We start from the raw sequence: 22,610 nt of genomic DNA, 5'->3' as shown, positions 1-22,610 counted from the left end.
TAAGCTCCATCAAAAAAATCTTACATGAAAAGAAAGGAGGAGGCGAAATGCGCCCCCTCATTTTGTACGTTTAGTTTGAGGTGATATTCACAGTTAATGTGTCAGAGTAGCCACCAGCCCAAGGGGATGTTTCAGTAGTAATAATGTCAATCGATGCACCTACACCGCTCGCCAAAGTGCCTGAACCGCCATAAGATTGAGAGGCTGAAACATCGTTTAGACCAGGGCCACCCGGTGCGTTCAATGTAAAGGATGCTAAACCACCACCAGGGTTAAATGTTGCATCATATTTTAGAGCAAAGTCTTCATTATCATCCGACTCCAAACCACCTTCAGCACTGGTCATAGTAACGGTGGCACCATCTGCATCATTACATTTCAAATTCAGACCACCTACAGTTACGCTTTGAATTGCTGAGACGTTTCCAAAGTCAATTAACTGTGTGGCAAGGCCAGTCACTTCACAAACAGGTGATACATAACCAACTAATTGAACATCACCAGGAGCAGCGTGGGTGTTAGCACCAAAAATAGCGGTAACAGCAGCTGCACAGAGTGTTAACTTTTTCATAAGAAATTCCTTTAACTTTTAATTGTTGGCTCGATTACGGCTGAGCGTATGTTGCCCTGCAGTTATTTGCAGAGTTCCTACTTTGTCACGCTATGAATTGAAGGGTAGACTTCAATTTCAATAACGTCTTGATAATAACCGGCATAAAGCAAGTTATTTTCGAGCGTTACCCTAAGTACTCCTCGTTGAGTAAAGGGAATAACACCAGAACTGTCTATCATTACGGGCGACAGCAATTGTCTACTAAGCCGACTTTCATTTAATTGAAGCTCATCGACTTGCAACGATAGTTCGTAATTTTCAATTAATTCAACGCCCTGATGTTCATATTTAAGGCCACCATATTGAGAATTGATGGTGATCCCCAAAGGGCGATTGCAATATAGTGAGAAGGGCAATGATTGCGTCTTCTGCTCAGAAAAGGCCATCACATTGCCTGATAAAAAATTAATTTCACAACGATCTTTAATCTGTCCTGCCAATCCCATGGTTAGAGTGTTTGAACGTACACAGAAAGGGAGTGATAGGCACACAAACATAAATGTTGTCACGAATCCACGAAGAGTAAAAAAATTTTCAGTCATTTACTCGCCCTCATCTATTCAATTACATTCACATTCGTTGTTGAACAATTCAAACTATAGAAACTAAAGACTTTGGCGTAGTAGTAAAAAAAGTTGATTCTGAAAGGAAAGTAGGAGATTTGGTATGAGTTTGGTTAAAAGAAATGAGTCCGTTTTTTCGCAATAGGTTGATATAAAGCAAGTTGTATTTATTGAGGTTAAAAGTCAGCGAATAATGAATATTTTACTTATTGTAAATGTCTGATTTATAAACTAGCAGCAGGTTTCGATGCTTTAGCGAAAGAAGAATGAAAGACATACGAGGGACTGTTTTATCTTTCGTGGTTAAATTTTGTTCGAGATAAAACGCTTTTAGCTGAACCCTTCGGGCAGCATTTGTGGCTCATTTCTATGACGTTATCGGCTCTTCATGTAGGCTAGCTATACTTCAAAGCCTCTGCCTTGTATAAAGAACCCACAAATAGCTGAAAAAAATCACCGCGAAAGGTCAATAGACCCAAGATAGCGGTATGCGTTTACGATATGTTTGCAGGCAACAAATTGCTAGTACAAAAATGGAGTAGGAATCGACAATTCTGATATTAATTCATACAAATGGGTGAATTTATCTCCACTCAGTTGATAAATAAAATATTTTTTGTTGACCTAAGATTATTATCCTTTAAAGTACGCCTCGTTCTCACGGCAAAGACCGATGAGGGTGGTGTTACCATCGTAAGTGTTCACCAAGCCCCTATTGACAGAAAAAGTGTGACACTCAGCACTTGATCCATTCTTGGCTATTGAGTGATCATTCCAGTGCTTCATCCTGTTTGTTATGAGCAGAAAGAAAGCCCCTAAATATCAAGAGGAACCGCCCGTAGCCTCTGACCTTAACGAAGCAAACGCACTGATTGAAGAGTTGTGGGAACAGTTGCGCCACCTTACCGATAAACAAGCTACTAACTCCAAAAATTCATCGAAACCACCTTCGTCTGACAACCCTAAGGACAAGCATGAGCGAAAAAAGATCAAAGCTCTAGTGGTTGCAATTCGAGAGGAGCTAAAGAAGGCCACACAGGGCATCAACGAAAACTCTCACGACTGAAAGCAACGGATGTAGTTATCGATTGTTTTCCTGAAGTGTGCCCTTGCTGTGCCCAGTCTGATATAGATGTTCAAGGTGGCCCTTACTACCGCCATCAGGTCTTCGATATTCCCAAACCCACTGTCGATATCACCGAATACCGTTTATTTTCAGGCCAATGTCGGCACTGTAAAGAAACCGTCAAGGCTCAAAAGCCTGACGATGCATCGCAAGGGATTATAGGGCCGAACTTATTAAGTTACATTGGAGTTCTTGCAGGGCAATATCACCTCAGTGTTCGGAAAATCCAATCTCTACTTAAAGAACAGCTTGGCACAACCTTTTCGGTCGGCGCGATTAGCGAAGCGCAAACGAAGGTCGCTTCAATGCTAACGCCATTGCATCAGGCGATAAAACAAGCGTTAAAGAAAGCGACTTTGATTCATGCTGACGAAACCTCTCATCACCGAAATGATGAAACGAGCCTTCGTTGGTGTTGGTTAGTGGCCAGTGATGACCTTGTCTATGAACAAATACTCTATTCACGCTCAACCTCCTCAGCAAAAAAGGTCATCGATGAAGACTATGCAGGCATTGTGGTTAGCGACCAATGCCCAAGCTATAACTGGATAGCCGCAGACCGTCATCAGTTATGTTGGGCACATGTGAAGCGCAATCTTCAGCAAATGGCGGATTATAGTGGCGGTGGCCACACCGCTTATATTGGCAAACATCTTTGTTTGCTGACGAACGCCATTTTCCATACTCGGCATCGTTATGAGCAAGGTGAATTGGATTATTCACGGTACTTGCGGCGAATGCACAGGCTACAAAAATCGTTCGATCATTGGTTGAGCAAAGGGACAGGTGTGATGGTCAAGCGGTATAGAGGGCGATGCAAGTTACTGCTTAAACATAGAGAGAGCTTGTGGGTTTTCCTCAAGAAAACGTCAATCCCCTTAACCAATAATGAAGCTGAGCGATGTATTAGAGGTTTTGTCATTCAAAGGAAAATCAGCTTCGGAACGACCTCGGATGCAGGTGATAAATTCCGAAGTAGGATACATACCCTCATCGAAACCTGCAAAAAGCGTGGCTTATCGGCAATGTCAGTGTTGAGTGAAATCATCACGGCTGTTGTGACGAAGAGACCGTACCCAAACGTTTTTGATCTATAAACTGCATATGTTTCTTCAGATCTGGTAAGTCAAGATACCTCGGTGAACGCTTACCTATCAAGAACCTCGTTTTTTCGGCTGGCCTATCTCGCTTGTTGAGCTGTATCTCAGCGAGGAGGAACAGATCCCAGAACAAGTATTTAGAGCTTACCAAGAGCACATTAACTCTCTTGCTAAAGGTGACGAAACTAACGCATCATTTTTTATTGATGAAGCTTACGACCCAAACCAGAAATAGAGGAATATCATGGTTGAACCTATTTTAGTTTCATTGTGCTTAATTGGTTAATTGGTATCGCTGGTTGTTTTTTAGGGATCGTAAGGGGGCGGCTATCCATCACTAGGCTTCAAGCTTTCATTGATAGTGGAAAGGTTGGTTATGACGGTTTCTCTGTTTATCCGGCGCAGTGCCTATCTAAGTTAGACAGGCGAAAAATTGATCGTGAAATTTGTATTTACGTTAGAACTTCACACGTTTTTCACTCTATCGTGATTGGCAGTTTGCATCCAAAAGAAAGCAGGTAGCGAAGCACTACATGTAGTGTTGGTTCTCAGCTGCCGGTACACCACATATAGAAATTAAGGGGTAATAGTGTCTAATTCCAAAGCAACTAAAGTTAGCAACAAGAAAGTGACGGCTCCAGGGTCTTTGAAATCATTTAAGCGGTTTTCAACCGTATCGTTCTTCGCTTTTATGGTGTTCATATTCATGACCGGAGGGATGGAAGGTTTCAATGAGTATGGTGAGCTGATCAGCTTGATTTATGGGTTGTCTGCTGGCGTGTCTGTGGTTTGTTTTTATTCGGCCATTGATAACCTTTGTGTATTTTTAACCGAAAAGGATTAATTATGTTTTTTGTAAACATAGGAATTATTGTTGGTTTTCTCATTCAGGTTGGATTGTATGTGAATGATAGGTGTTCACAACCTTATTTCGCATCGGGTTTTTGTTTATGTGTCGGTGCAATAGGTTCTATGGCGTTTGGTTACTCTATAGTTTGGGGGACGATTCAGTTAGTCGGGTTGTTTATTGGTGCATGGCAAGCAACTACTTGGCTCAGAAGGAAGCAAAAAGCATGACACCAAATCTAAGGAAGCTCCTTAAAAAATCCAAAATATTAGAGCTGCCTTCTTTTGTATTAACGGCTGTTCTAATCATTTGCATTTGGCTTGATAGTCTAAAGCTTGCTGTAACTGTCGCGCCTGTCCTTCTTGTCCTGGTTGGTGTTAGATATGCGTGTATCGTTGCTCGTAGGATTAGATTTCTGAAAGTAAAAAACCGCAACTCGGATAATCTATTTAATCGGATTAAGAGATAGTAGGAGCGTTTTTCATGAGTAAATTACAACCTAAACCACTGCTATTTTTTGGTTTAGTAGAAGAAATGGAAGTTGTTATTGGCTATGTGTCAGATGTTATGGAACTTATTGAACTGATTGATGTGAATGAATACCTTTCTCTGAGAAAGCAAATTATTGACGTTTTTCAGATTGGTGAACTGTACAGTTTTGATAGCAGTAAGTTTGGTAGTAACGTCGAATTTGGCGATATTTCTGATGCCGTTCGTTTAACTACATTCAGTATCTATCCACAAAGTACACCTATGAATAAACCTATATCTGTGGAAGAAAGAAAGCTCTGGTGTGAGAAGATAATGAATAATATGGATGCTGCTGCTTCATGCGACTATTAGTGGATCAATTTTATGAGTTCATGTAAGACCCCCATACGTTTTGTTTCAGAAGGCAAGACAGCAATTAAAGTAACAGTGCCGACACCAGAAGGTTCTCGCCGTTTTCGCTCAGTAGGCTTTAACAAAATTGGAATAGAGGAAGCTATAAAACTCGCCGTCAAAGAGCGGGACCGTATTGGTAAAGAAGAGTGGGGAAAGTTCTGGCCTCGCGTCTTATCTGATCGAACCTTGCTATCTCGATTGCCACGCAACCTAGAGCCTAAATACCGCCTTTCACCTGACAAGAAAAGCCCTGTATACGAATACGTTGCGAATTGGATGAAATATGAGGATGGAAAGCCAGTAAAAGTTGCTCGCAGATACAGTTGCCTTGAACATGGCAAATTAGGGGCTTACACGAAAGCGAAACAAGCTTTGCTAGATGCTTACCGTAGCGATTTGGAGTTGTTGGCATTCATGGGTAGAGCACCAAATGTAACGCTTCAATAAAGGGTTGTCAGTGGCCCTTTATTGTTTATCCCTGCTATTGTCGGAGGACATTAAAGTTTGAAACTTTTCTATTTCCGAAGTGCGTTACTATCGTGGCTAAAAGAACCCAATACTGACAATAAAGATCGACACTTAGACTCAATCAATGTGGCTATCCAACGAAAGTGTGACAACAAAGTTTGAAACTCGCTTTTGGACAGAAATCAGCTAGAGCATCTACTTAAATTAGCAATTCATAAATTACTTTTTGTATGGCAAAGTGAGTTTGGGAGAGCTAGCGCTTCGGTTAAGATAGCGCTAGCTAAAAGGATTGCCTCAAGATTAGGCTTTGGCTTGATGCGCACAACGAGCGTTACGTTAAATATTCGCTATTAACGATACTCCCATGCATGCATAATATCTCCAAATCAACTATAAGGACTTAAAGTGAAAAAACTGATTTTACTAGCACTCTTAAGTGCAAGTGCAAGTGCAAACGAGGTAGACCATTTTTATGTCGGCGGCAATTTACTTGTAGGTCACAATACTGAGTTAGATGCTGGTATTGCAACTATTGATGAAAGCAACGACTTAGGTGGAGGTGTGTATGCTGGTTATAATTTTGCAGTTCACCCTAATGTAGATTTAGGTGTGGAGTTAGAATACCAACATTTTGGTGAAGCTGAATTTAATGAAGATGCCAGTGTTAAAGGTGATGCCTTTTATATTAACGCACGCCCTAAGTTTATAGATAAAGGTAATAAATTATATAGCGCACTCATTCTTGGCGTTGGTTCATTAAAGGGCGAAGCCAACGTCTTCGGTATATCTGAATCAGAATCCAAGTTCTCTTATCAAGCAGGATTGGAAGTAGGTTACATGCTTGACAATGTAGACCTTGCTATCGGCTACAGATACAGGTCTGCTGAATTTGATGGTGTAGATATCAACATTCAAGGTGTGACAGTTGGTATGAGATATAACTTCTAGTAGCTTGCTACGAATGAGCTATCACAACCAAAAAGCTTCCCATTCGGGAGGCTTTTTTAAGTGCAGGTTATTCCTACTATGGTAAATCCTTAAGTTAGCTATCAAAAATCAGGCTTCCTGTTACCTAGAAAGCGTTAGCAACGGTTTTAATAAGAAATCTATACCTAACGTTTTGAAAGCTTGTGACACTTTGAACTTGATTTACAGGGCAAAAGTCAGCGAGTGCGCTTGAAACAAGAACAGCACAATGATGCCCATTTTTCGTACTAGTTATACTTGGTCAAAATTCAACCACTAACAATCCTGTTCTTTTTGACGAAACAAACTTTGGGGCATTTCTGTGTTTGCCGTGATCGGCGCTGGCATACCTCTGGACAGAAGTGTTTTAGAACTGATTCTCTACAGCGTTTCTGTCAGAATAGGAAAAGTATGTTGATTCCTTGATTGTTTGTATGTTTATTGCGTCAAATCTAAAAATGGCTTTAATTTAATTAATCCAGCCTGAATAGATGCCAGAATTGCCAATAAAAACGTTAAAATTACCATACTGTACTGTAGTATCACGCTATCTTTATGGCGCCGTTCTTCTGTTTGATACTTTTCAAGTGTTACAATAGCCTTTCCATTTACTTTGTACCCCCCGCCTTTTACCTTACTGACCTCGCCTGATTCCACAAATGAATCTACATACATACGTAGCTTATTTTGACAATTTTCTTTGTCAGGATGCCTAAAAAAACGCAGAGAATACATATCAGAAACTAGTGATGTTAGACTAAACTCCTTCCGACTGATGCCATAATTTTCAATAAGATAGTCTAACAGGTCATATCTTGGTTTTAGCTGAAGTTTTTTTCTGTTAAATAGGGACTGTGAAACCTTGTTCAATATTCGCTTTGACTTAACCTTTATGTAATCTTTTTTTGTAAGGCAATGAAGTATAAATGAGTTAATACCTGTATAAGTTGTGTAGTAATTATGCAAGTAGTGCGTGATTTCAACGGTATTTACATTGATATTGGCAATATCGATGTCTAGTTCTATATCACATGTGTCAGTTGCTGGATTGTACTTTAGTACTTTGACTTTATTCATATCCAACTCGCGAACTAGAGCTGAAACCCCATCAAGCTTAATTCTAGTTGAATAGAAATTATTCTTTTCACACTCTGGACCTGACATGGGGATCGGTGATGGACCGACTTTCCCAAATGCTTTTTTCAAAGCCCACATTTGAATTTTTGACCACATAATTCACCTAAAACATAACAGTGCTTTTTCAGCAGACACTGTCTGTATAATATTTTTAGAAAATACAAACACCATACCAGCAACATACTGTTCTATAAGCCTTATTCTTCCTTCCACTCATAAATTACAGAACATGTCTGTATAATCATAATTGCTCAACTAGGCTCATAGTCTGCTATTAGTAAATGTAGGTCAAGAACTGACATAAGAAAGTGGTCTGGTGTTGAATGCCAAATGATTTTGGGGCAGGAGTTAGTTAGATCAATATATCTGTATCAATATATCTGTATCGTGCGATGACGTCCTGGCAAATCCACCTAACTGCAATCACCGCGACGAATCACGTAGGGCTCTTTAATTAGAATACTTAAACTCCAAATGATCGAGATAGTGATAGTTTAGCGAGTCTGTGAGATCTTGAAGTTGAACTCGTTGTTATGCACTTCTAAATACTTTTCGAATCGGTCACGATGCTGTTCACTGATCTCTTCAGAACAAAGCTCCTCACCACCTTGAATTCCCAAACCTTTTAACAGTGAAGTATCAAGGTTGGGTGATAACTTAGATATGTACTTCGAGCCCTTCTTTGTGAAGGTTAGCAGGTGCGCGTCAAAGAGTTTATCAATATGAGCACAGAGTAGAATACCATTTGCCCCATCAATCCTCTGCTCATCACTTTCGCATTTAGACCAAGGCACTATATGAGATGCAATTAATATCTCGCGCACCGGTGTAAGGGTTAACGCACAGCTCTCACCATTACCCCAAACGTTGATGACGTTTTGTCTAAATTGCCCTTGTCCAACACGAGAAAGTACTAAGCTTTCGCGCTCAGTCTTATTTGTAGTAGTACCGAATATACCATCGATGTCTTGTGCTACGTTGGGTAAAGGCATTTTAGAGTGCTTTGCTTTATGGTTACCAACCGCATAGTAATCACCGCCAACAATATCTAGAGACATGTCAGAGACTTCTTCAATATACTCTTTTATCTTGGCGCTGCCTGTATCTGCGTAACCGTCGTTATCTTCATCCCATATTATTGGGAATGTTCTTAATGAATAACCTTCATTCTCTACTAGTTTTATATACTCAAGAGCTTCGCCAAATGCATTAACCCTACGCCCTTCGTTATTGAACTCCCAGGCCATTGAAAAAATCAACGCTCTGTTTCCGTTTGTATTGACATCCCACGCACCAAAATATACTTCCTTTTTTTCGTGATTCACAAAGGCCCAGCCATACCGAGCGTTGCGATTAGTTGCGCCGTAGGATTCCATAAATTTTTTTCGTGACATTATCTACCTTACTTAGTAGTTAGTTTTTATTTGTGTAAATATAAATGTTTGATTAGGTTAATAGGCGCTAGTTCTTAACTTTTGACCAGCATTACTTTTTGCATATAAAAGTTAACAGAAAATCTATGCTCATACTTTGGTTCATCACTTGTTTCGGTGACAAGGCGTTGTTGCCGAGGTCAGCCCCAACACGTTTTGGGGCACTTATAAGTGTTACGAAGTGAATTTGAGAGTGACTTCCTGAAAAGCCAACTATTCGAAAGGTTTTGAACTTTACTGTCTACCGACAGTTGTTGATCACTGGCATAAAATATTGATCGATTGGGATGGAAGTTAAGGGGACAACTGTATTATTGAAAGTATTCAGTAAAGCATTACACCCCTTGCAACTCCTAGGTAGATAAGCGATTGACTCCCACTGCCTGTGTGCAATACTAGATATATTAAACATTTTAAAAAAGTTTCACGGTATGAGCAAAAAGATAGCGGGAGTCAGCATCCCACCAGAATTACCAGCCGATTTCAGTAAAGTTGCCTCTCTAATTCGCAAACTAGATCCAATTAAATACGGATTTGATAGCAGCGGTAATTACTTGCATTGGAACGACTTTCAGTACCGTTCAAAAGAGTTTAAAGGCGATCAAAAGGGTTACGCTTGGCATGCCCTAAAAATTAGACGTGGCCTTAACGACATTTCGCTTGTTGATGAAAACGGCAATCCGTTCCAACTTAGCGCCGCCAGTCTCGATGCGAAGCTATTCCACATCGACAAACAGCTCAAACTAGAAGATTTACCGCTATCTGCGCAAGATAAAAAGGCACACCTAGTGAAAAGCGTGAAGATGGAAGAAGCCATTAGCAGCGCCCAATTGGAAGGAGCGGCCACAACGCGCAAAGTGGCCAAGGAAATGCTTGAAACGGAACGTGAGCCTAAAGATGACTCCGAACGGATGATTATCAATAACTGGCGTTTGATCATGATGGCCGATGAACTTAAGGATGTAGAGCTCACACCAGAATTGATTGGCGGGTTTAATGGCATCGCCACCGATGGAGTGTTAGAGAATGAGCACGTTGCTGGCCAATACAGAACGGATGCAGTCATGGTTAGAGACGTGGCCACTGGCGATATTATTCATGAAGCGCCAGAACATGAGCACGTTTTGAAGCTCATCGAGCAACTATGTGACTTCGCCAACACCGACCATACCACCAGCACCAATTTTATTAACCCAATCGTTAAGGCTTGTATTCTGCACTTCATGATTGGCTACATTCACCCATTTATGGACGGCAACGGGAGAACGGCTAGGGCGCTTTTCTACTGGTTCATCCTTAAGCATGGCTATGAGAACTTTAAGTACGTCTCGATCTCTGCGCCACTTAAGAGCGCGCCAACCAAGTACGTTAGAAGTTACGTTTACACCGAAACGGACGACAACGACTTAACGCACTTTGTGGACTACCAGCTAACGGTCATCATCAATGCGATTGAGCGCTTTAACGAGTACATCAAATCTAAGATTGAAGATACGAGAGAGGTGCGCGAGCTGCTAGACGACTCCAAGCTTAAGGGCGTATTGAAACTGCCACACGTTGTGATTCTGGCCAAGGGATTAGAAACAGCCGGACGTGTCTTTTCAGTTAAGGAAATTCAGTCTGATTTTGACGTGTCTCATACCGCTGCGCGCAAGTATCTTGAAAGGCTGGTGGAGCTGAAGTTATTGTTCAAATCAAAGGATGGCAACGAGAATACCTACATTGCACCAGCCGACTTGAAACAGAGACTAACCAAAGCTTAAGAGCATCAAAAAAGCCGCCAAACTGGCGGCCTTTTTGTAGGGAATAGAATAGGACAGGTTGGCGATTAGAAATCTACCCAGTTGTATTGCAGTGTGATAGCTGGCTTAACAAGTGCTGCTGTATCTTCTGTTGATAGGTCGATCACGTCTGAGCGCACTTTTACGTGCTCTAAGCGGAATCGATGCGACTTAGCGCCCTTACCTTTAGTCGATTCTGGCGTAGACTCGATAACGACCGTGACCATTTTCTTTTCACGAACGATCTCACGTAGCATATCTAGCACTGTACCAGTGATAGTTTCTACACACGTCACCGCGATTTCGCCTTTGTTCTCAAGCGCACCATTTTGGATGTAGCCCAAGCCCATTTGACCAAAATCTTCTACGTCTGCACGTCCCATTGCAGGAAACTGAGTTGAACGAACCAAAACGCTGATATTTGGGTATTCTTCGATTTTCATCTCGAACTCTGTACCCATCATCTTTTCGCCAGCTTGGACGTTCTTAGTGAATTTCTGTTTCAAGAAATTCATATCGCCTTTTGCGTTAAATGCTCCGGCCATAATTACACCTATTCTATTGGAAGTGGTTAGGAATCTGTGACTGATTAATCATTTGCTTAGGAGCGGCGGTAATAGTTACCGTGTTGTAAGCGAAATTCCCGTCTCGCGTCTTAGGTGCGTTAATGTCATAACTCACCTCGCTAATTCGCATAGGTAGATTGAGCGCTTTGCCAATCTTGAATCTCGCATCACTTGGAACACGGCCACCAAGGCCATCGGAACTGACTGGAACAGTATTTTGCAGCTCTGGACTTATCATCTGAGCCAAGTATTTAATGGGATCATTAACCTCTATTTTGGCATTGGTGAACGCGACAAATTTAAGCGTTACGGTTATCTCTGGCGGTTCGTTGCCTTGCCAAACTTGCTGACTGTTCCATAGTGTTTTACTCGTCTTATCCGACACGGTTTGCGCGATTGAGGACGTTTTATCTAGGGCGTTAATGTTACCCACGGAATCGCCCTCAAACGGCGCTTCCCATATCGCTCTAAAGGCAAGCTGACACTCATCAGTCATGTAACCAATGACCGTAATTTCTTGACCGCCTATGACTTGTGTAATGGCGCATTTATTGTGGATAGACACGCCATCATCATTAGGTACGCCGACAATTACAGCCATTGCTTATCCTTACTTGTCCATACCGCGAGAATCGCGCATGCGGTTAGCCTTTTTGCGAGCTGCTTTAGCCGATGAGCTGTGAGCTTTCGCGCGCGCTTTCTTAAGTGCTGCTTTTTGTGCTGCACTCATACGGCGCTTACGGCGATTCGTTTTGATATAAGTTACCTTGCCATCACGGATCACTTTCTTAAGCGCTTCAAGCATCATGGATTCACGAACGGCGAACTCTGCGATCGCTTCGTCTGAGTCCACGCTGTCTAGGCCACGTTCTAGAGATTCAAAAATGCGATCTGCTGCTTCTGGATCTTCCAGTGCTTCTAGCATGTCGCCCTCTTTCGGCTGGCCAACTTGAGCAATGAACTCGCTAGCCGCTTCCTGTAGCGATTCGTATAGTGCTGCTTGGCCATCGGTTAGCTCGGTATCGTCATCGCCACCAGCCATGCCAAATAGCATTGCGTCTAGGTTGTCGATTGAGCTTTCACCACCGTTAACCCACTGAACACAAGCCGCTGCTGCGTCTTGGCGAGCCATGATGGTTGATGCACGATTGATGGACTCAAGAAGTTGACCTTCTGTGACAGACTCAAAAAATGCAGTTTCAGTTTGTTCCTGCTCGGCCACTTGTGGCATCACAAATGGGCGAGCAAGAACAGAACCCTCAGAAAACATTGATTTCATTCTATTCTTGCTCTTATGTTGATTAACGGATTAGTACAGGTTCACCAAGGATTCGACGTGCAGAGCCAGTTGGACAGAACGCCCAAGTGACTTTCCAGTAATCGATTTCGACTTGCTTAACTTCCAGCGTCCAAGCGTTCTCGCCGTCTTGCTCTGGATTACGAGGTGTCACTAGCGTACCAACGGCTTCATAGCCCTCTAGGATGCTGGCCATACCGTCAGTTAGACCCTCAAGCGTTGCACCGTCAGGTTGGTGTTTTAGGCGATTACCTAGTGCGTAGAAGTCGCGTGAGATAGCGTCAGCAATAGACACGACTTGCTCAAAACGTAGGTAGTTTTCAGCCGCAGATGACGTTAGAGAGTCATCAATGAACAGGTTGCCGTTTTCGTCTGTGCCTAGTTTGTTTAGACGTGCCTTGTACATTTCTTGGTAGTTAGGCTCGCCAGCACCTTGGATTGGTTTTAGGCCAGTACGTTGGATAACAGCACGTTCAACACCCGCTGGTGTGTAGTGCCAACCGCCGACCGGAGAGGTCTTAGCAACGCCAAGCGCTTTAGCTGCAAAGCCGATACCCGAGCCGCCCCATACCGCCATGTTGCCGTAGAAACGACACTTAGCTTGGTAAGGGATATGCACGAATGAAGCGCGATGGTTGTTGAAGTTCAGACCTTTTTTGAACTCCAATGCCGCTTCGTGCGTTAGGCGAGGATCAATATCGAAGTAGCCAGAAATGCGTTTGTCTTTACAGATTTGCGCTAGGTCAGTGATTACCGCTGTTTCGTAGCAGCCCAAACCACAAACGTAGTTGTAGCTGTAAACGGTAGTGCGTAGTGCTTTCACTGCTTTCTGGTAATCTTCAGCCGTAATATCGCTAATATTGCCGTTGGTCGCGCCAGTGAATTTGGTTTTAGCAATTGCAGTAACTTCGCGTTTCGCTACTTCTGCATCGATGCGACAAGTTAGGTACTGCGAACGTTCTTCAAGAACAGTCTCGATAAACGCAGCGCTACCCATTTGGTCTACTGCTGTAGGCTCTAGGGATACAACCCATTCTTCTAGCACTACAGAGCCACCAGCCGCCTGTTCTTCCTCTAGGGTAAGAGTGAACATACCAGCGCCGTAAGTCGCTTCGTCTGCTTTCGCAAGCGTGATAGAGCGGTTATCGGATTGCGCACCGTCTTTGATAGCGATCGCTAAAAATTCGCCATCTTCAAGTGACAGGTCAGCCGAGTAGTTGATCGCTTCGTTAGTGATCGTCACTTCGTCTGCTGGTTTGGTTAGCTTGATAGCTGGATAGGTTGCCGTTTTTGGTACGACACGAACCACAAGGCCATTACCGCCGCGCAAGGCTTCATCAAGAACGCGCATGCCGTCAGCCAATTTGCCAAGGCTTGAGTGGTAAGGCTTACCTAGCTTGTCTAGGAAGTTAGCCGCCGTTACCGGAATCACTTCGAACGGCTTACCTTTTTGAGACACAATCACACCGCCAAACACTAGCTGGTTAGAGCCAGTGCCTTGCTTAGTTGTCGAGTCAGCGTTAATTGGCGCAACCGCAACTTGTGAGACGTTATCCATTGAAAATTCAATCTTACTCATTCTCTGTCTCTTTCAGCGTTAGATTCTGTGCTGCAAGCTGGCCGACAATTTCTTGCAAACCCGCTTGAGCGATACCTTTCACCGCAATCACGTCTTCTTTCGTCATTTCGGTTAGTTGCTCAACCGTTGCTACACCGTGGTTAGTCAGTGCTTTTTCAACGCTCGCGCTTAGCTCAAGTGCTGATAGCGCTGTGCCTTTGTCGCTGGTGGCTGTGTCTGGTTGTTTTTGAACTTCTGGTAAAACCGTTGGCTCAAGGCGAACCGAAACAAGGCCGTTTGGATAGGCCGCTTCCACTTCGTGTTTGAAGCGGTTCACGTTGAAAACTGAGAGAGGAAAATCTTTAGCCAGTGGTGGCATGACGCGACCCTGTACCGTGATTTCCTTTGGTGTGTGGTTGGTGATTAAAACGATCGTTTCTTTCATCGAATCCCCCAAGAGCGGCAGCCCGTAAGACTGCCGCTTACTTGCCTTATGCCGCTGCTGCTACAGGAGCTTCGTCGATAAGTTTCACACGGTAGAAGTAGTTCTCACCGTCGAATGGATGGATCTCGCCGTAGGCCAATTCGTATAGCGTGTTAGACGCTACTAGACCTTTGCCGATTGGATGTGTATACATGGTTGCTGCGATCGCATCACCCGCTACGTAACCCGCTTCTGAGTGAGAAGAACCGCGACCGTAACAAAGCATGTCGTTCGTACCGATAACTACTGGACACTCGAACACTTTCCACATACCGAACAATTTACCCGCGTAGTGGATAGCGTTTTTCTGTTGGTAGTTAGCCGGAGCAACGAAATACGGAGCACCAAGAGACTTAAGGATTGTTGACGCGCCAGTACCAGCAAAGATACCTGTCATGCCAGTTGTGCGAGTCGCTTGTAGGATCTTCGTAGAAACGTTTAGAAGAACTTCGTTTAGACGTTCACGATGTAGACGCCAATCTTCACCAGCTGCTACGTAGATATTGAATGTTTCTTCGCGCGTACAAGCAAAGTCCATATCTACTAGGTGGCGAGTCGCTTTTTCCGATGCCAATGTGTTGCGCATGTGGCTCATCTGTAGAGATTTCAGATCTTGGCCAAACTCGCGTTGCATTGTGAACATCGCTTGGATAGTCGCGTCTGCTGCGATTGCGTTTTGACGTGGGCGTAGCGTGCGAGAGTCCATGTCGTGATCGATAGTTGGGATCAGGTCAGGGCGTCTTTCAATGTCTACTTCGAACTCGATGTGCAGAATCGTCCCTGCTGATAGGGCTGATGTTGGAGTGACGGTAACTTTGCCTTTTGCATGGTCTATCTGACAGTTAATAACCATACCATTGTGAGTACCTGTCATTATTTGACTACCGTTGCTGTCTAGGTCGCGAGCCACACGTTTATGGTTAATAAATAGGGAAACAGATGTCTTCGTGAATGGGATTTCAAACTTGGTGTGTTGTAGGTCAGTCTTAGAGTCAAAGACGTGAGTTGTCTTAGTGCCGTCTGGTTGCTGTTCAGCGACAAACTTGTAGCGCTGACGCATAGACGAGTATTGGCCAACCGTTGCTTGGTCGATTTCAGTACCCGCAGCGAAGTCACCAAAGTTTGAGCCAGTGCGGCGGTACACTTTGAAGATCTCAACTTCGTTCGCACCCGCTGGGATCATGGTTACAGCGTCAAGTGTTGCTGTTTCTAGAAGAACAGGCAGCACTAGGCCAACCATTTTCGCGCGGATTTCAACACCCTCTGATGTTGATAGAGACTGGTTGATAGACTCAAGCATCATTGCGCCTGTTGAGCCATCGCGCTTAGCGCCCTCTAGCGTCATCATGTTACGCATAGTTGCGTGAGCTGATGCCATTAGCTCATCGCTAGGTAGGTGGCCGTAAGTCTTTTCGTATTCACGTACCGCAGACTGCATGCCTGATACGATGCCAACCGCTGTTTCTTGAGACACTGACTCGAACATAGGCTCATTCGCAATGGCTGACAAAATAGCCGCGCCACGAGAATTGTCGTCAGTTAGAAACATGCCTGTTTGTGAATCGAATTGGGATTCGATACACAGATTACGCATTGCTTGAGCGCCTAAATGAATCGCCTCAATGCGTTTGTTGAAGTTAGAACGTTTATCTGCCATGTAAATAAACCTTAGTTATTAATTGATTGTATTCGGAATCGTTAAGCCGCAAAAAAGCGGTAAAAATTCGCTCAATTTCGGATAGTAATTAAGATTTATTGCGAAAAAAACAGGGGTAAATTTTCGTTTAACTTATTGTTATATAATGAATTTGTGTCTTTTTGTGCGCTTTTGTGGGAATGGTAACGACAGGGGATTTCTATGTCGTTGATCGTGTGTTTTTGTTGAGAGAAAAGGGGATAGGAAAGGGCATCTAAAAAAATTTTAAAAAATTTTCAGTTGTTATAGGGTTCCTGCCAAAAAGCCGAACACGTTGCTTAGTAGCTCTTGTGTGTCAGTCTCTAAGCTTGGAAGCTCAACTCCATAGAAAACGGCCAAAAAGTCACGAACAATGAGTTGATAAATGACCACCAGCGCGATGCTCCACATCATAGCGGCGCGTCCAGTACGTACCAATGTGTTAGAGCTGGCCGCTTCAAGCTCTGCCAGTTTGTAGGCAAACTCTTTGCGTTCTTCGTCACTGGTAAACACACGATCACCAAACTCGGTCAGTTCGTGGATAATGCCACCTACTTTCTCGCTGGTGGCGCTCTTAAATAGACTACTTGTAAACACTTTTGCTAGTCCCATCATTAGTTGCTCTCTTTAATGTGTTCTGCGAACGCTTCTGCCAGTGCTACGGCTAGCTTTTCGCGCAGTTCCAATCCCTTTTGCAACGATTCATCGTTAGACAAAAAGAACGGCTCCAAAATCACGGCTGGCATCTTGGTTTTCATCAAGAAACGCCAACCGCGAGTATCAGTACCAGTGTTCGAGATAGGCTTAAGGCCACGGTCACGCTGTCCGATAAGTCCAGCCACCGCTTTTTGTAGGCACTGCGCGAGCGCTTGGCTCTTAGCGGATTTGTGCCAGTACAATGTCTCTGAGCCTTGAACGTCCTTATTGGCCACGCTGTTACAATGTAACTCGATGGCGTAGTTAGCGCCCGAACCGTTCACGTCATCGATCATGCGTGAGTAGGTATCTCGATACATGATCACTGGAAGAATGTCGCGCTTATGCAGTTCGGCAGCCAATAAGCTGGCTAGGGGATGGTTGTATGTGTATTCATTCATTCCGAATGATTCATTGTATGCGCCACCATCTTTGAAGCTATGACCAACAATAATACAGACTTTTTTCATTTTCAGATTTCCAAACTCAAGTTAACTAACATAGGGTTAGGGGTTGACTCTGTTCGGAATAGGAAATATATTATTTAGGTCAGCTCGTTGTCCTAGTCGAGCTGCGGTCATTGACACTGGATGAGTGTTTTAACTTCATTCAACTTTACAAGCCTGTAATTTAGCTTCTGCACTTGCCGCGAACCATCTCACTGTCGCGGCTTTTTTTTTGCCTGTCGCATAGAAAAAAACCAGCGCGAACGCTGGCTTTACTTGGATTATGGTCGGTTTTGAACTGGCTCTATCTTGTTTGATTTAAAGTAATCAATAATAGGGCTTACTCGATACGGCTCTACATGGAAGCTGGCCATTACCTGATCGTTGCGCATCAAGTAAAACTGATTTCCGTTGTATCGTACCGCATCAAATATCACGTTCATTCTGCATCCATCGTACATGTACTCGCCATCGACGCTAAGGCTTTTGCGTATCACAAAGGATAGGCGCGCCTTGGTCGCTTTAAGCTCGTTACGGACTTTAACTAAGTTAATCGCCAGTACTATAAGGAGCGACAATAATCCGCATAGCTCGTATGCGTTAAGGTTAATTGAATAGCTCATATTGTTATTTTTTATGTACGAATAGGAAATTTACAAAATACCAAACTATTCTACAGGGGAAATACCTCTGCTGTCGCGTCTTTGATGCTCGTTTTTTTCGTCTGGTTGCTACAAATGGTAAACGAAATCGCCTTAGTGAAGTAGTCCAGCGCTAAAGTACGTTCCTCTCTCGACGCAATGATCATTGCCTCAATCACTTTGCTTGAGCTGGCCACACCACCAGCAAGGGGAGCCATTACCTCATTTAGTGCATCGGCCTTGTTGGCCAGTTCTGGCGGTAAGACTGGCGGCGGTAAGGTTGCACCACCATCTGAGCCACTACCGCCCGTTGGTGGCGCTGGTGGCGTTAACGCACCATTGATTTGCGCCATTAGGGATACGGCTGCATCAACATGGCCAGAAAGACCGTTGATCACTGCCTCAAGCGCTTTCAGTTCTTCCTTGCTGGTAATTGGCAAGATACTCGGAGCGGGTACGTTGTCCTCTGTGCCATCTACCTTGTGTTTGACGTTCACACCAATAGACACTTGCTCTAGGTCGGTTGGGTCGGTGATCAACACTAGGTGCTCATTCCATTGCGTTAACGTGGCCACGGTTGCGCTCACTGAGCCATTCAAACCCTTAAGCGTTGCGACTAGCTTTGATGCGCCTTGGTAGTCCTCAATATCCTCGCTCACGCAGCCTGATAGCTTCTCTGACAAGCTTTCACACTTCACCTTAAGGGATTTGCCTCGGGTAAGGTTCTCCGCTTCCTTGAGGCCGCCTAAGTCTAAAAACTGGCGAAACTGCTCGATTTGCTCTTGTGTGTCTAACATCAAATTGCCTCAATCAATCGTCATTAAGTCGTTACCGTTCACCAGCGTAGCGCCACACCCAAGGGCATCGCCTACCACGGCGACCGGAACGCCATTAACAGTAAGTTTTGAACTACCAGTAATAACGCCTACGTGCGGCGGGTTATCTGGTTTTACGTGCATGACGGATATATCACCCGTACCTAATACATTGATTCCATTCACGGTCAGTAGTGGCTGGCCAGAAACAAAAACACCTGGACTAAAGCCACCATGACCACTATCTACACTCCCTACAATTCCTACGGCTGGCATAGTGCATTACCCTAATGTAAATGGAGCTGCGGCAGCTTTAACAGCGAACTGGCCACCAGCGTCGATATTGACGTTACCACTCGCTTTAATGGTCACTTCATTGCCCTCTAGGTTGGCTTTACCGGACGCTTTAACGGTCGCATTACCACCCGCCTCGATGTTTGCATCGCCTTTCACTTTGATAGTTAGTGCGCCACCGACTTGCTCCAATGTGTTCCCTGTTGAGCTGCGAAACGCATTGCCCTCGACGTGGATAACACATTGGCCATCTGGTGTAATTTCAATGGCCGTGCCGCTTTGGGTATGCGTTACTGAGTAGCCGCCTTGATGCGTGATGAGCTCGCGCAAACCAAATCGCACAAAGAGCGCATCTTTGCGGTCATAGGCTGGTGGCTCGGGTTCACCCTCGGCTCGTTTAGGCTGATAGGCTTCGCCGTTCACCTCGCTTGGTAGGTACGATTCGTAGTTAGGCGCGTAGTAAAGCGATCCGGTTATACGGGGATAACGGGTATCGCCATTGCGAGGAAAATCCACCCAAACCAGATCGCCTTTTTCCACTGGCACGACTTGGCCACAACTCGGTTTTGCACCTAATGGCAGTAGAAACTCGGCAAAGGGGAGATCTTTATCGGGGATAGCATCCCAATAGCCAAGCAAGCGAACGGATACCATGTACAAGCCTTTCGGATGGACAGGATTAACCACCTCGGCCTGATAGCTACCAAACAAGCGGTTAGTGACGTTGGTGCGTGTTCTGTTCTCTGACGAATCACTCATAGATTTCGCACTCCTAACTCGATACGACACTGATACCGGTTCCCACGTTGGCAATGGGCGACACGGTTCATGATTTGTTTCTCTGGCATGGATTCATCCAGCTCGGTAGCGGGTAGCCGTTTATGGAATAGCACTGAGCACACCGAAAGAGGCGTAAAGGCAGTATTTCCGGTGAGCTCCACATCCAAAATAGGGATGATGGCCATGTGTTGATTATTCAGCGCCTTGGCTTGTGGAACGCTAACCATAACCATAGCGCCCGAACGTTTACCGCCTTGGAAGCCCTCGACGGTATCCCAAGAGGCATAGTTACGGTTAAGAACGCGCTCAAACAGGGCTTCCTCTCCGATAATGGAGTAGTTCGCAATGCTGTGCTCTGCTTCCTCTGGATTCGACTGTTCCAGCTTGAATTGCTCGCTCATATCCATGTTCTTGAGCGACTTAAAGTGCATAACACCACGGCAGATAAACGCCGCTGAGCCGTAATCTCTGGCCATTGTTCGAATTAGGCGAGACTTAGTGCCACCAGCGTTTAAATGGTACGTAGCGCCACGTTCAAAGATGTCACATTCGATTTTTAGGTCGGGTAATAGCTCGGCCAGAATGTCTCTAGGCTGCATTTCGACAAAGAATCGAGGCGTTGTGACTGGCTCTTTAAGTAGGTGCGCATCCTTTTGGAACGCTTGAACCGTTAGCATGCCGTCAGCGCTGGTGGACTTGGCCACAATGAATTTTTCAATCCAAACCTGATCGCCTCGCTCGTTCACATCGGCCATCGTGACCTCGATCTCTGAACCGCGCTTAATCCCGTAGTCATCCCGATAAACGGCAGCCTGATCCATGATTTCCATTACCAGCTTATTGCCGTCCATCGAAGCGCACTCAATGTAGGTAAACGAGTGAACGTCCTCGATGGTGATGTCATTTCCGTTGGTGACAACTTTTTGGGCGAGAAAGTATTCTTTGTTACTCAATGACTCGACCTCCCACACCAATCGCGCCCTGACGGACAGTGATCGACTCGGCCTCATAAACCTCTGCAATCACTTCAAAAGAGATTGAGGAAGCAAACAGGCGAGTATTTTCATGGTCTACTTCGGCGGGTTCGGTCATCGCATCTTTACGGCCACGTATCTCGATGCTGATTTCCATTTCAGCACCAGCAAGCATGGTTTTCGCTCTGAATACATGCTTACGCTTGCCCTTGGTATGACGTAGCCAAACCATTAAACCTAGCGCTAGGCGGCTAAGGGTAGACTGGTTCCAAGCTAGGGCATTAATGCGGTAGGTAAGCGCGACAAAGGACTTATTAATCACGGCATAAGGCTGGCCTTGCTCATTGGCCAGTTCGCCATAGTCAGCAATATCGACGTACTCCGCGCCATCAACAAATCCAATCACCGGATCGCGCGTGATGTAGCAAACAGGTAAAAGCTCATTACGGTTTGCTTTCACCTTGTCGCCCAACTTTGCCGTTAACTTAGATAGGAATGACACTGGATCGTTAAAGTTGCCGTAGTAAATCTTTCTCGACTTATCACGGCCAACAAAGCGAGAAAACTCACTGTTCTCTCGCCGTTTAGTGTCAGTCACAACTAAGGAATCAAGCACGTTCTGGAAAAAGGCAGCCACCGCACGGTCAATGTCGGTTAACTCTGTGTGTTCCACCTTGCCATCGAATGTCACTACATCGCATGGAATTTCAAAGAACGCATCGTCCAGTTGCATGATTAGTCCTCCAAATCGTCCAGCTCGTAATACTTACGGCCTTTCACGATAGTGATGCACTTATCGCTTCGGTGTAAGGTCACATCGAACTTGTGGAAGTTGCTCGTTAGGATAGGGAGGTAAGCCGATACTGGCTCATTGCGTTGGTAGCCGTCTCGCGTTTTGCGGCCTTTACCGGATCGGTTGCCCTCATAGATTTGAATGACCGCGCAATCAAAATCAATCTTGGCCATGTCTGCGATCGCTGCATCGAGATCTTTGCACACGTTAAGTACGTTCGCGCATAACATGACGCAAAAACGGCGTTTTGAGCTGTCAATTTCGGCAATATTGTTTACTACGCCTTTCGCTTTCGAGTTCGGGTCATAGTGAGTGACCGTCATGATCTGCTTGTGGTAGTTAGTGAGGTATTCTTCTGTTAGGTCGGGAAACTTACCGCAACCAAAGTTAAGAATGTTGTTCGCGTATGACCAGTTAGGCGCAAGTCTGCTAAGGCGCTTGGCACTGGCTGGCACTTGCTTTCGGCTAGTCTGTAATGTCATGCACACTCCAAAATTGGAGTGGCGCTTTAAGGATGGGGTGGACTAGGGCTGATTTGAGCGCAAATTATACACCTCGACGCGATTAACCCTAAATAATCAAAATGGCGCATATAAATGTAATGCGCATCAAATACATCTTGTGAACTCTCAAGCCAATTGCGTTGCGTTTGATGTTTAAGGTGCATGCGGC

26 protein-coding genes are annotated in these 22,610 nt (G+C 44.6%); 7 read left to right on the top strand and 19 right to left on the bottom strand.

Annotated elements, in window-relative coordinates; all coding sequences use genetic code 11:
* Window positions 1–70: 70 nt before the first annotated feature.
* Window positions 71–571: a hypothetical protein gene (locus tag R7P36_RS19120; protein ID WP_005398310.1), complete on the bottom strand. Its 501-nt coding sequence runs from the start codon at window positions 569–571 to the stop codon at window positions 71–73.
* A 77-nt stretch (window positions 572–648) separates the two neighbouring features.
* Complete coding sequence (locus R7P36_RS19115; protein ID WP_005398308.1) at window positions 649–1,155, bottom strand: hypothetical protein; 507 nt, start codon at window positions 1,153–1,155, stop codon at window positions 649–651.
* A gap of 817 nt (window positions 1,156–1,972) precedes the next feature.
* On the opposite strand from R7P36_RS19115, the gene tnpC reads away from it, so the two are divergent.
* The 6 genes from tnpC (at window position 1,973) to R7P36_RS19085 (ending at window position 6,550) form a co-directional block, all read left to right on the top strand.
* Window positions 1,973–3,399, top strand: a protein-coding gene (gene tnpC / locus R7P36_RS19110; RefSeq protein ID WP_405543002.1) for an IS66 family transposase whose coding sequence is annotated in 2 segments (ribosomal slippage) — window positions 1,973–2,168 and window positions 2,168–3,399 — 1,428 coding nt in all. Because the reading frame shifts where the segments join, the coding sequence is not laid out codon by codon here.
* 592 nt (window positions 3,400–3,991) lie between these two features.
* Window positions 3,992–4,246, top strand: coding sequence for a hypothetical protein (locus R7P36_RS19105; RefSeq protein WP_169629055.1), 255 nt, complete (start codon window positions 3,992–3,994; stop codon window positions 4,244–4,246).
* Window positions 4,247–4,248: 2 nt separating this feature from the next.
* Window positions 4,249–4,479: a hypothetical protein gene (locus tag R7P36_RS19100; protein WP_169629054.1), complete on the top strand. Its 231-nt coding sequence runs from the start codon at window positions 4,249–4,251 to the stop codon at window positions 4,477–4,479.
* 253 nt (window positions 4,480–4,732) lie between these two features.
* Complete coding sequence (locus tag R7P36_RS19095; protein ID WP_169629053.1) at window positions 4,733–5,092, top strand: hypothetical protein; 360 nt, start codon at window positions 4,733–4,735, stop codon at window positions 5,090–5,092.
* A gap of 12 nt (window positions 5,093–5,104) precedes the next feature.
* On the top strand, window positions 5,105–5,581 hold the full coding sequence (locus R7P36_RS19090) for a Fe3+-citrate ABC transporter substrate-binding protein (RefSeq protein ID WP_169629052.1): 477 nt from the start codon (window positions 5,105–5,107) through the stop codon (window positions 5,579–5,581).
* Window positions 5,582–6,007: 426 nt separating this feature from the next.
* The gene (locus R7P36_RS19085) at window positions 6,008–6,550 is read left to right on the top strand and encodes an outer membrane protein (RefSeq protein WP_240431951.1); all 543 of its coding nucleotides are present in this window, start codon (window positions 6,008–6,010) and stop codon (window positions 6,548–6,550) included.
* 456 nt (window positions 6,551–7,006) lie between these two features.
* On the opposite strand, the gene R7P36_RS19080 is transcribed toward R7P36_RS19085, so the two are convergent.
* Both R7P36_RS19080 and R7P36_RS19075 read right to left on the bottom strand, forming a co-directional pair.
* Window positions 7,007–7,801, bottom strand: a complete 795-nt coding sequence (locus R7P36_RS19080) for a hypothetical protein (protein ID WP_025594096.1) — start codon at window positions 7,799–7,801, stop codon at window positions 7,007–7,009.
* 398 nt (window positions 7,802–8,199) lie between these two features.
* A complete protein-coding gene (locus R7P36_RS19075; RefSeq protein WP_140203481.1) occupies window positions 8,200–9,099 on the bottom strand; it encodes an HNH endonuclease in 900 nt (299 codons plus the stop codon).
* 470 nt (window positions 9,100–9,569) lie between these two features.
* On the opposite strand from R7P36_RS19075, the gene R7P36_RS19070 reads away from it, so the two are divergent.
* Window positions 9,570–10,901: a Fic family protein gene (locus tag R7P36_RS19070; RefSeq protein ID WP_318081575.1), complete on the top strand. Its 1,332-nt coding sequence runs from the start codon at window positions 9,570–9,572 to the stop codon at window positions 10,899–10,901.
* Between the two features lie 65 nt (window positions 10,902–10,966).
* On the opposite strand, the gene R7P36_RS19065 is transcribed toward R7P36_RS19070, so the two are convergent.
* The 15 genes from R7P36_RS19065 to R7P36_RS18995 all read right to left on the bottom strand — a co-directional run bounded on the left by R7P36_RS19065 (window position 10,967) and on the right by R7P36_RS18995 (window position 22,420).
* The gene (locus tag R7P36_RS19065; RefSeq protein ID WP_169629044.1) at window positions 10,967–11,464 is read right to left on the bottom strand and encodes a baseplate protein; all 498 of its coding nucleotides are present in this window, start codon (window positions 11,462–11,464) and stop codon (window positions 10,967–10,969) included.
* Between the two features lie 13 nt (window positions 11,465–11,477).
* The gene (locus R7P36_RS19060; protein WP_169629043.1) at window positions 11,478–12,086 is read right to left on the bottom strand and encodes a hypothetical protein; all 609 of its coding nucleotides are present in this window, start codon (window positions 12,084–12,086) and stop codon (window positions 11,478–11,480) included.
* Window positions 12,087–12,095: 9 nt separating this feature from the next.
* On the bottom strand, window positions 12,096–12,764 hold the full coding sequence (locus R7P36_RS19055) for a hypothetical protein (RefSeq protein ID WP_169629042.1): 669 nt from the start codon (window positions 12,762–12,764) through the stop codon (window positions 12,096–12,098).
* A 22-nt stretch (window positions 12,765–12,786) separates the two neighbouring features.
* Window positions 12,787–14,361, bottom strand: coding sequence for a hypothetical protein (locus R7P36_RS19050; RefSeq protein WP_169629041.1), 1,575 nt, complete (start codon window positions 14,359–14,361; stop codon window positions 12,787–12,789).
* Window positions 14,354–14,785, bottom strand: a complete 432-nt coding sequence (locus R7P36_RS19045; protein WP_169629040.1) for a DNA-directed RNA polymerase subunit alpha C-terminal domain-containing protein — start codon at window positions 14,783–14,785, stop codon at window positions 14,354–14,356. Before R7P36_RS19045 ends, R7P36_RS19050 begins: the two co-directional genes overlap by 8 nt.
* 46 nt (window positions 14,786–14,831) lie before the next feature.
* Complete coding sequence (locus R7P36_RS19040; RefSeq protein ID WP_169629039.1) at window positions 14,832–16,481, bottom strand: hypothetical protein; 1,650 nt, start codon at window positions 16,479–16,481, stop codon at window positions 14,832–14,834.
* A 282-nt stretch (window positions 16,482–16,763) separates the two neighbouring features.
* Complete coding sequence (locus R7P36_RS19035; protein ID WP_042522741.1) at window positions 16,764–17,114, bottom strand: hypothetical protein; 351 nt, start codon at window positions 17,112–17,114, stop codon at window positions 16,764–16,766.
* A complete protein-coding gene (locus R7P36_RS19030) occupies window positions 17,114–17,665 on the bottom strand; it encodes an N-acetylmuramoyl-L-alanine amidase (protein WP_169629038.1) in 552 nt (183 codons plus the stop codon). The genes R7P36_RS19035 and R7P36_RS19030 overlap by 1 nt, the downstream gene beginning before the upstream one ends.
* 257 nt (window positions 17,666–17,922) lie before the next feature.
* Window positions 17,923–18,264 (bottom strand): hypothetical protein, encoded by a 342-nt coding sequence (locus R7P36_RS19025; RefSeq protein ID WP_139124107.1) that lies wholly within the window; start codon window positions 18,262–18,264, stop codon window positions 17,923–17,925.
* A gap of 50 nt (window positions 18,265–18,314) precedes the next feature.
* Window positions 18,315–19,079 carry a hypothetical protein gene (locus R7P36_RS19020; RefSeq protein ID WP_169629037.1) on the bottom strand — a complete coding sequence of 255 codons (765 nt, stop codon included), beginning with the start codon at window positions 19,077–19,079 and terminating at the stop codon, window positions 18,315–18,317.
* Between the two features lie 9 nt (window positions 19,080–19,088).
* Window positions 19,089–19,373, bottom strand: coding sequence for a PAAR domain-containing protein (locus R7P36_RS19015; RefSeq protein ID WP_042522745.1), 285 nt, complete (start codon window positions 19,371–19,373; stop codon window positions 19,089–19,091).
* A 6-nt stretch (window positions 19,374–19,379) separates the two neighbouring features.
* The gene (locus R7P36_RS19010) at window positions 19,380–20,150 is read right to left on the bottom strand and encodes a hypothetical protein (protein ID WP_024703862.1); all 771 of its coding nucleotides are present in this window, start codon (window positions 20,148–20,150) and stop codon (window positions 19,380–19,382) included.
* Window positions 20,147–21,124: a hypothetical protein gene (locus R7P36_RS19005; RefSeq protein ID WP_169629036.1), complete on the bottom strand. Its 978-nt coding sequence runs from the start codon at window positions 21,122–21,124 to the stop codon at window positions 20,147–20,149. The genes R7P36_RS19010 and R7P36_RS19005 overlap by 4 nt, the downstream gene beginning before the upstream one ends.
* Window positions 21,117–21,878 (bottom strand): hypothetical protein, encoded by a 762-nt coding sequence (locus R7P36_RS19000; RefSeq protein WP_169629035.1) that lies wholly within the window; start codon window positions 21,876–21,878, stop codon window positions 21,117–21,119. Before R7P36_RS19000 ends, R7P36_RS19005 begins: the two co-directional genes overlap by 8 nt.
* A 2-nt stretch (window positions 21,879–21,880) precedes the next feature.
* Entirely contained in the window at window positions 21,881–22,420 is a 540-nt protein-coding gene (locus R7P36_RS18995) for a hypothetical protein (protein WP_069497720.1), read from the bottom strand.
* Window positions 22,421–22,610: the final 190 nt, after the last annotated feature.

The organism is Vibrio sp. 397 (assembly GCF_033339395.1).
Taxonomy (GTDB): Bacteria; Pseudomonadota; Gammaproteobacteria; order Enterobacterales; family Vibrionaceae; genus Vibrio; species Vibrio alginolyticus.
This window is presented reverse-complemented; position numbering and strand designations above follow the sequence as displayed.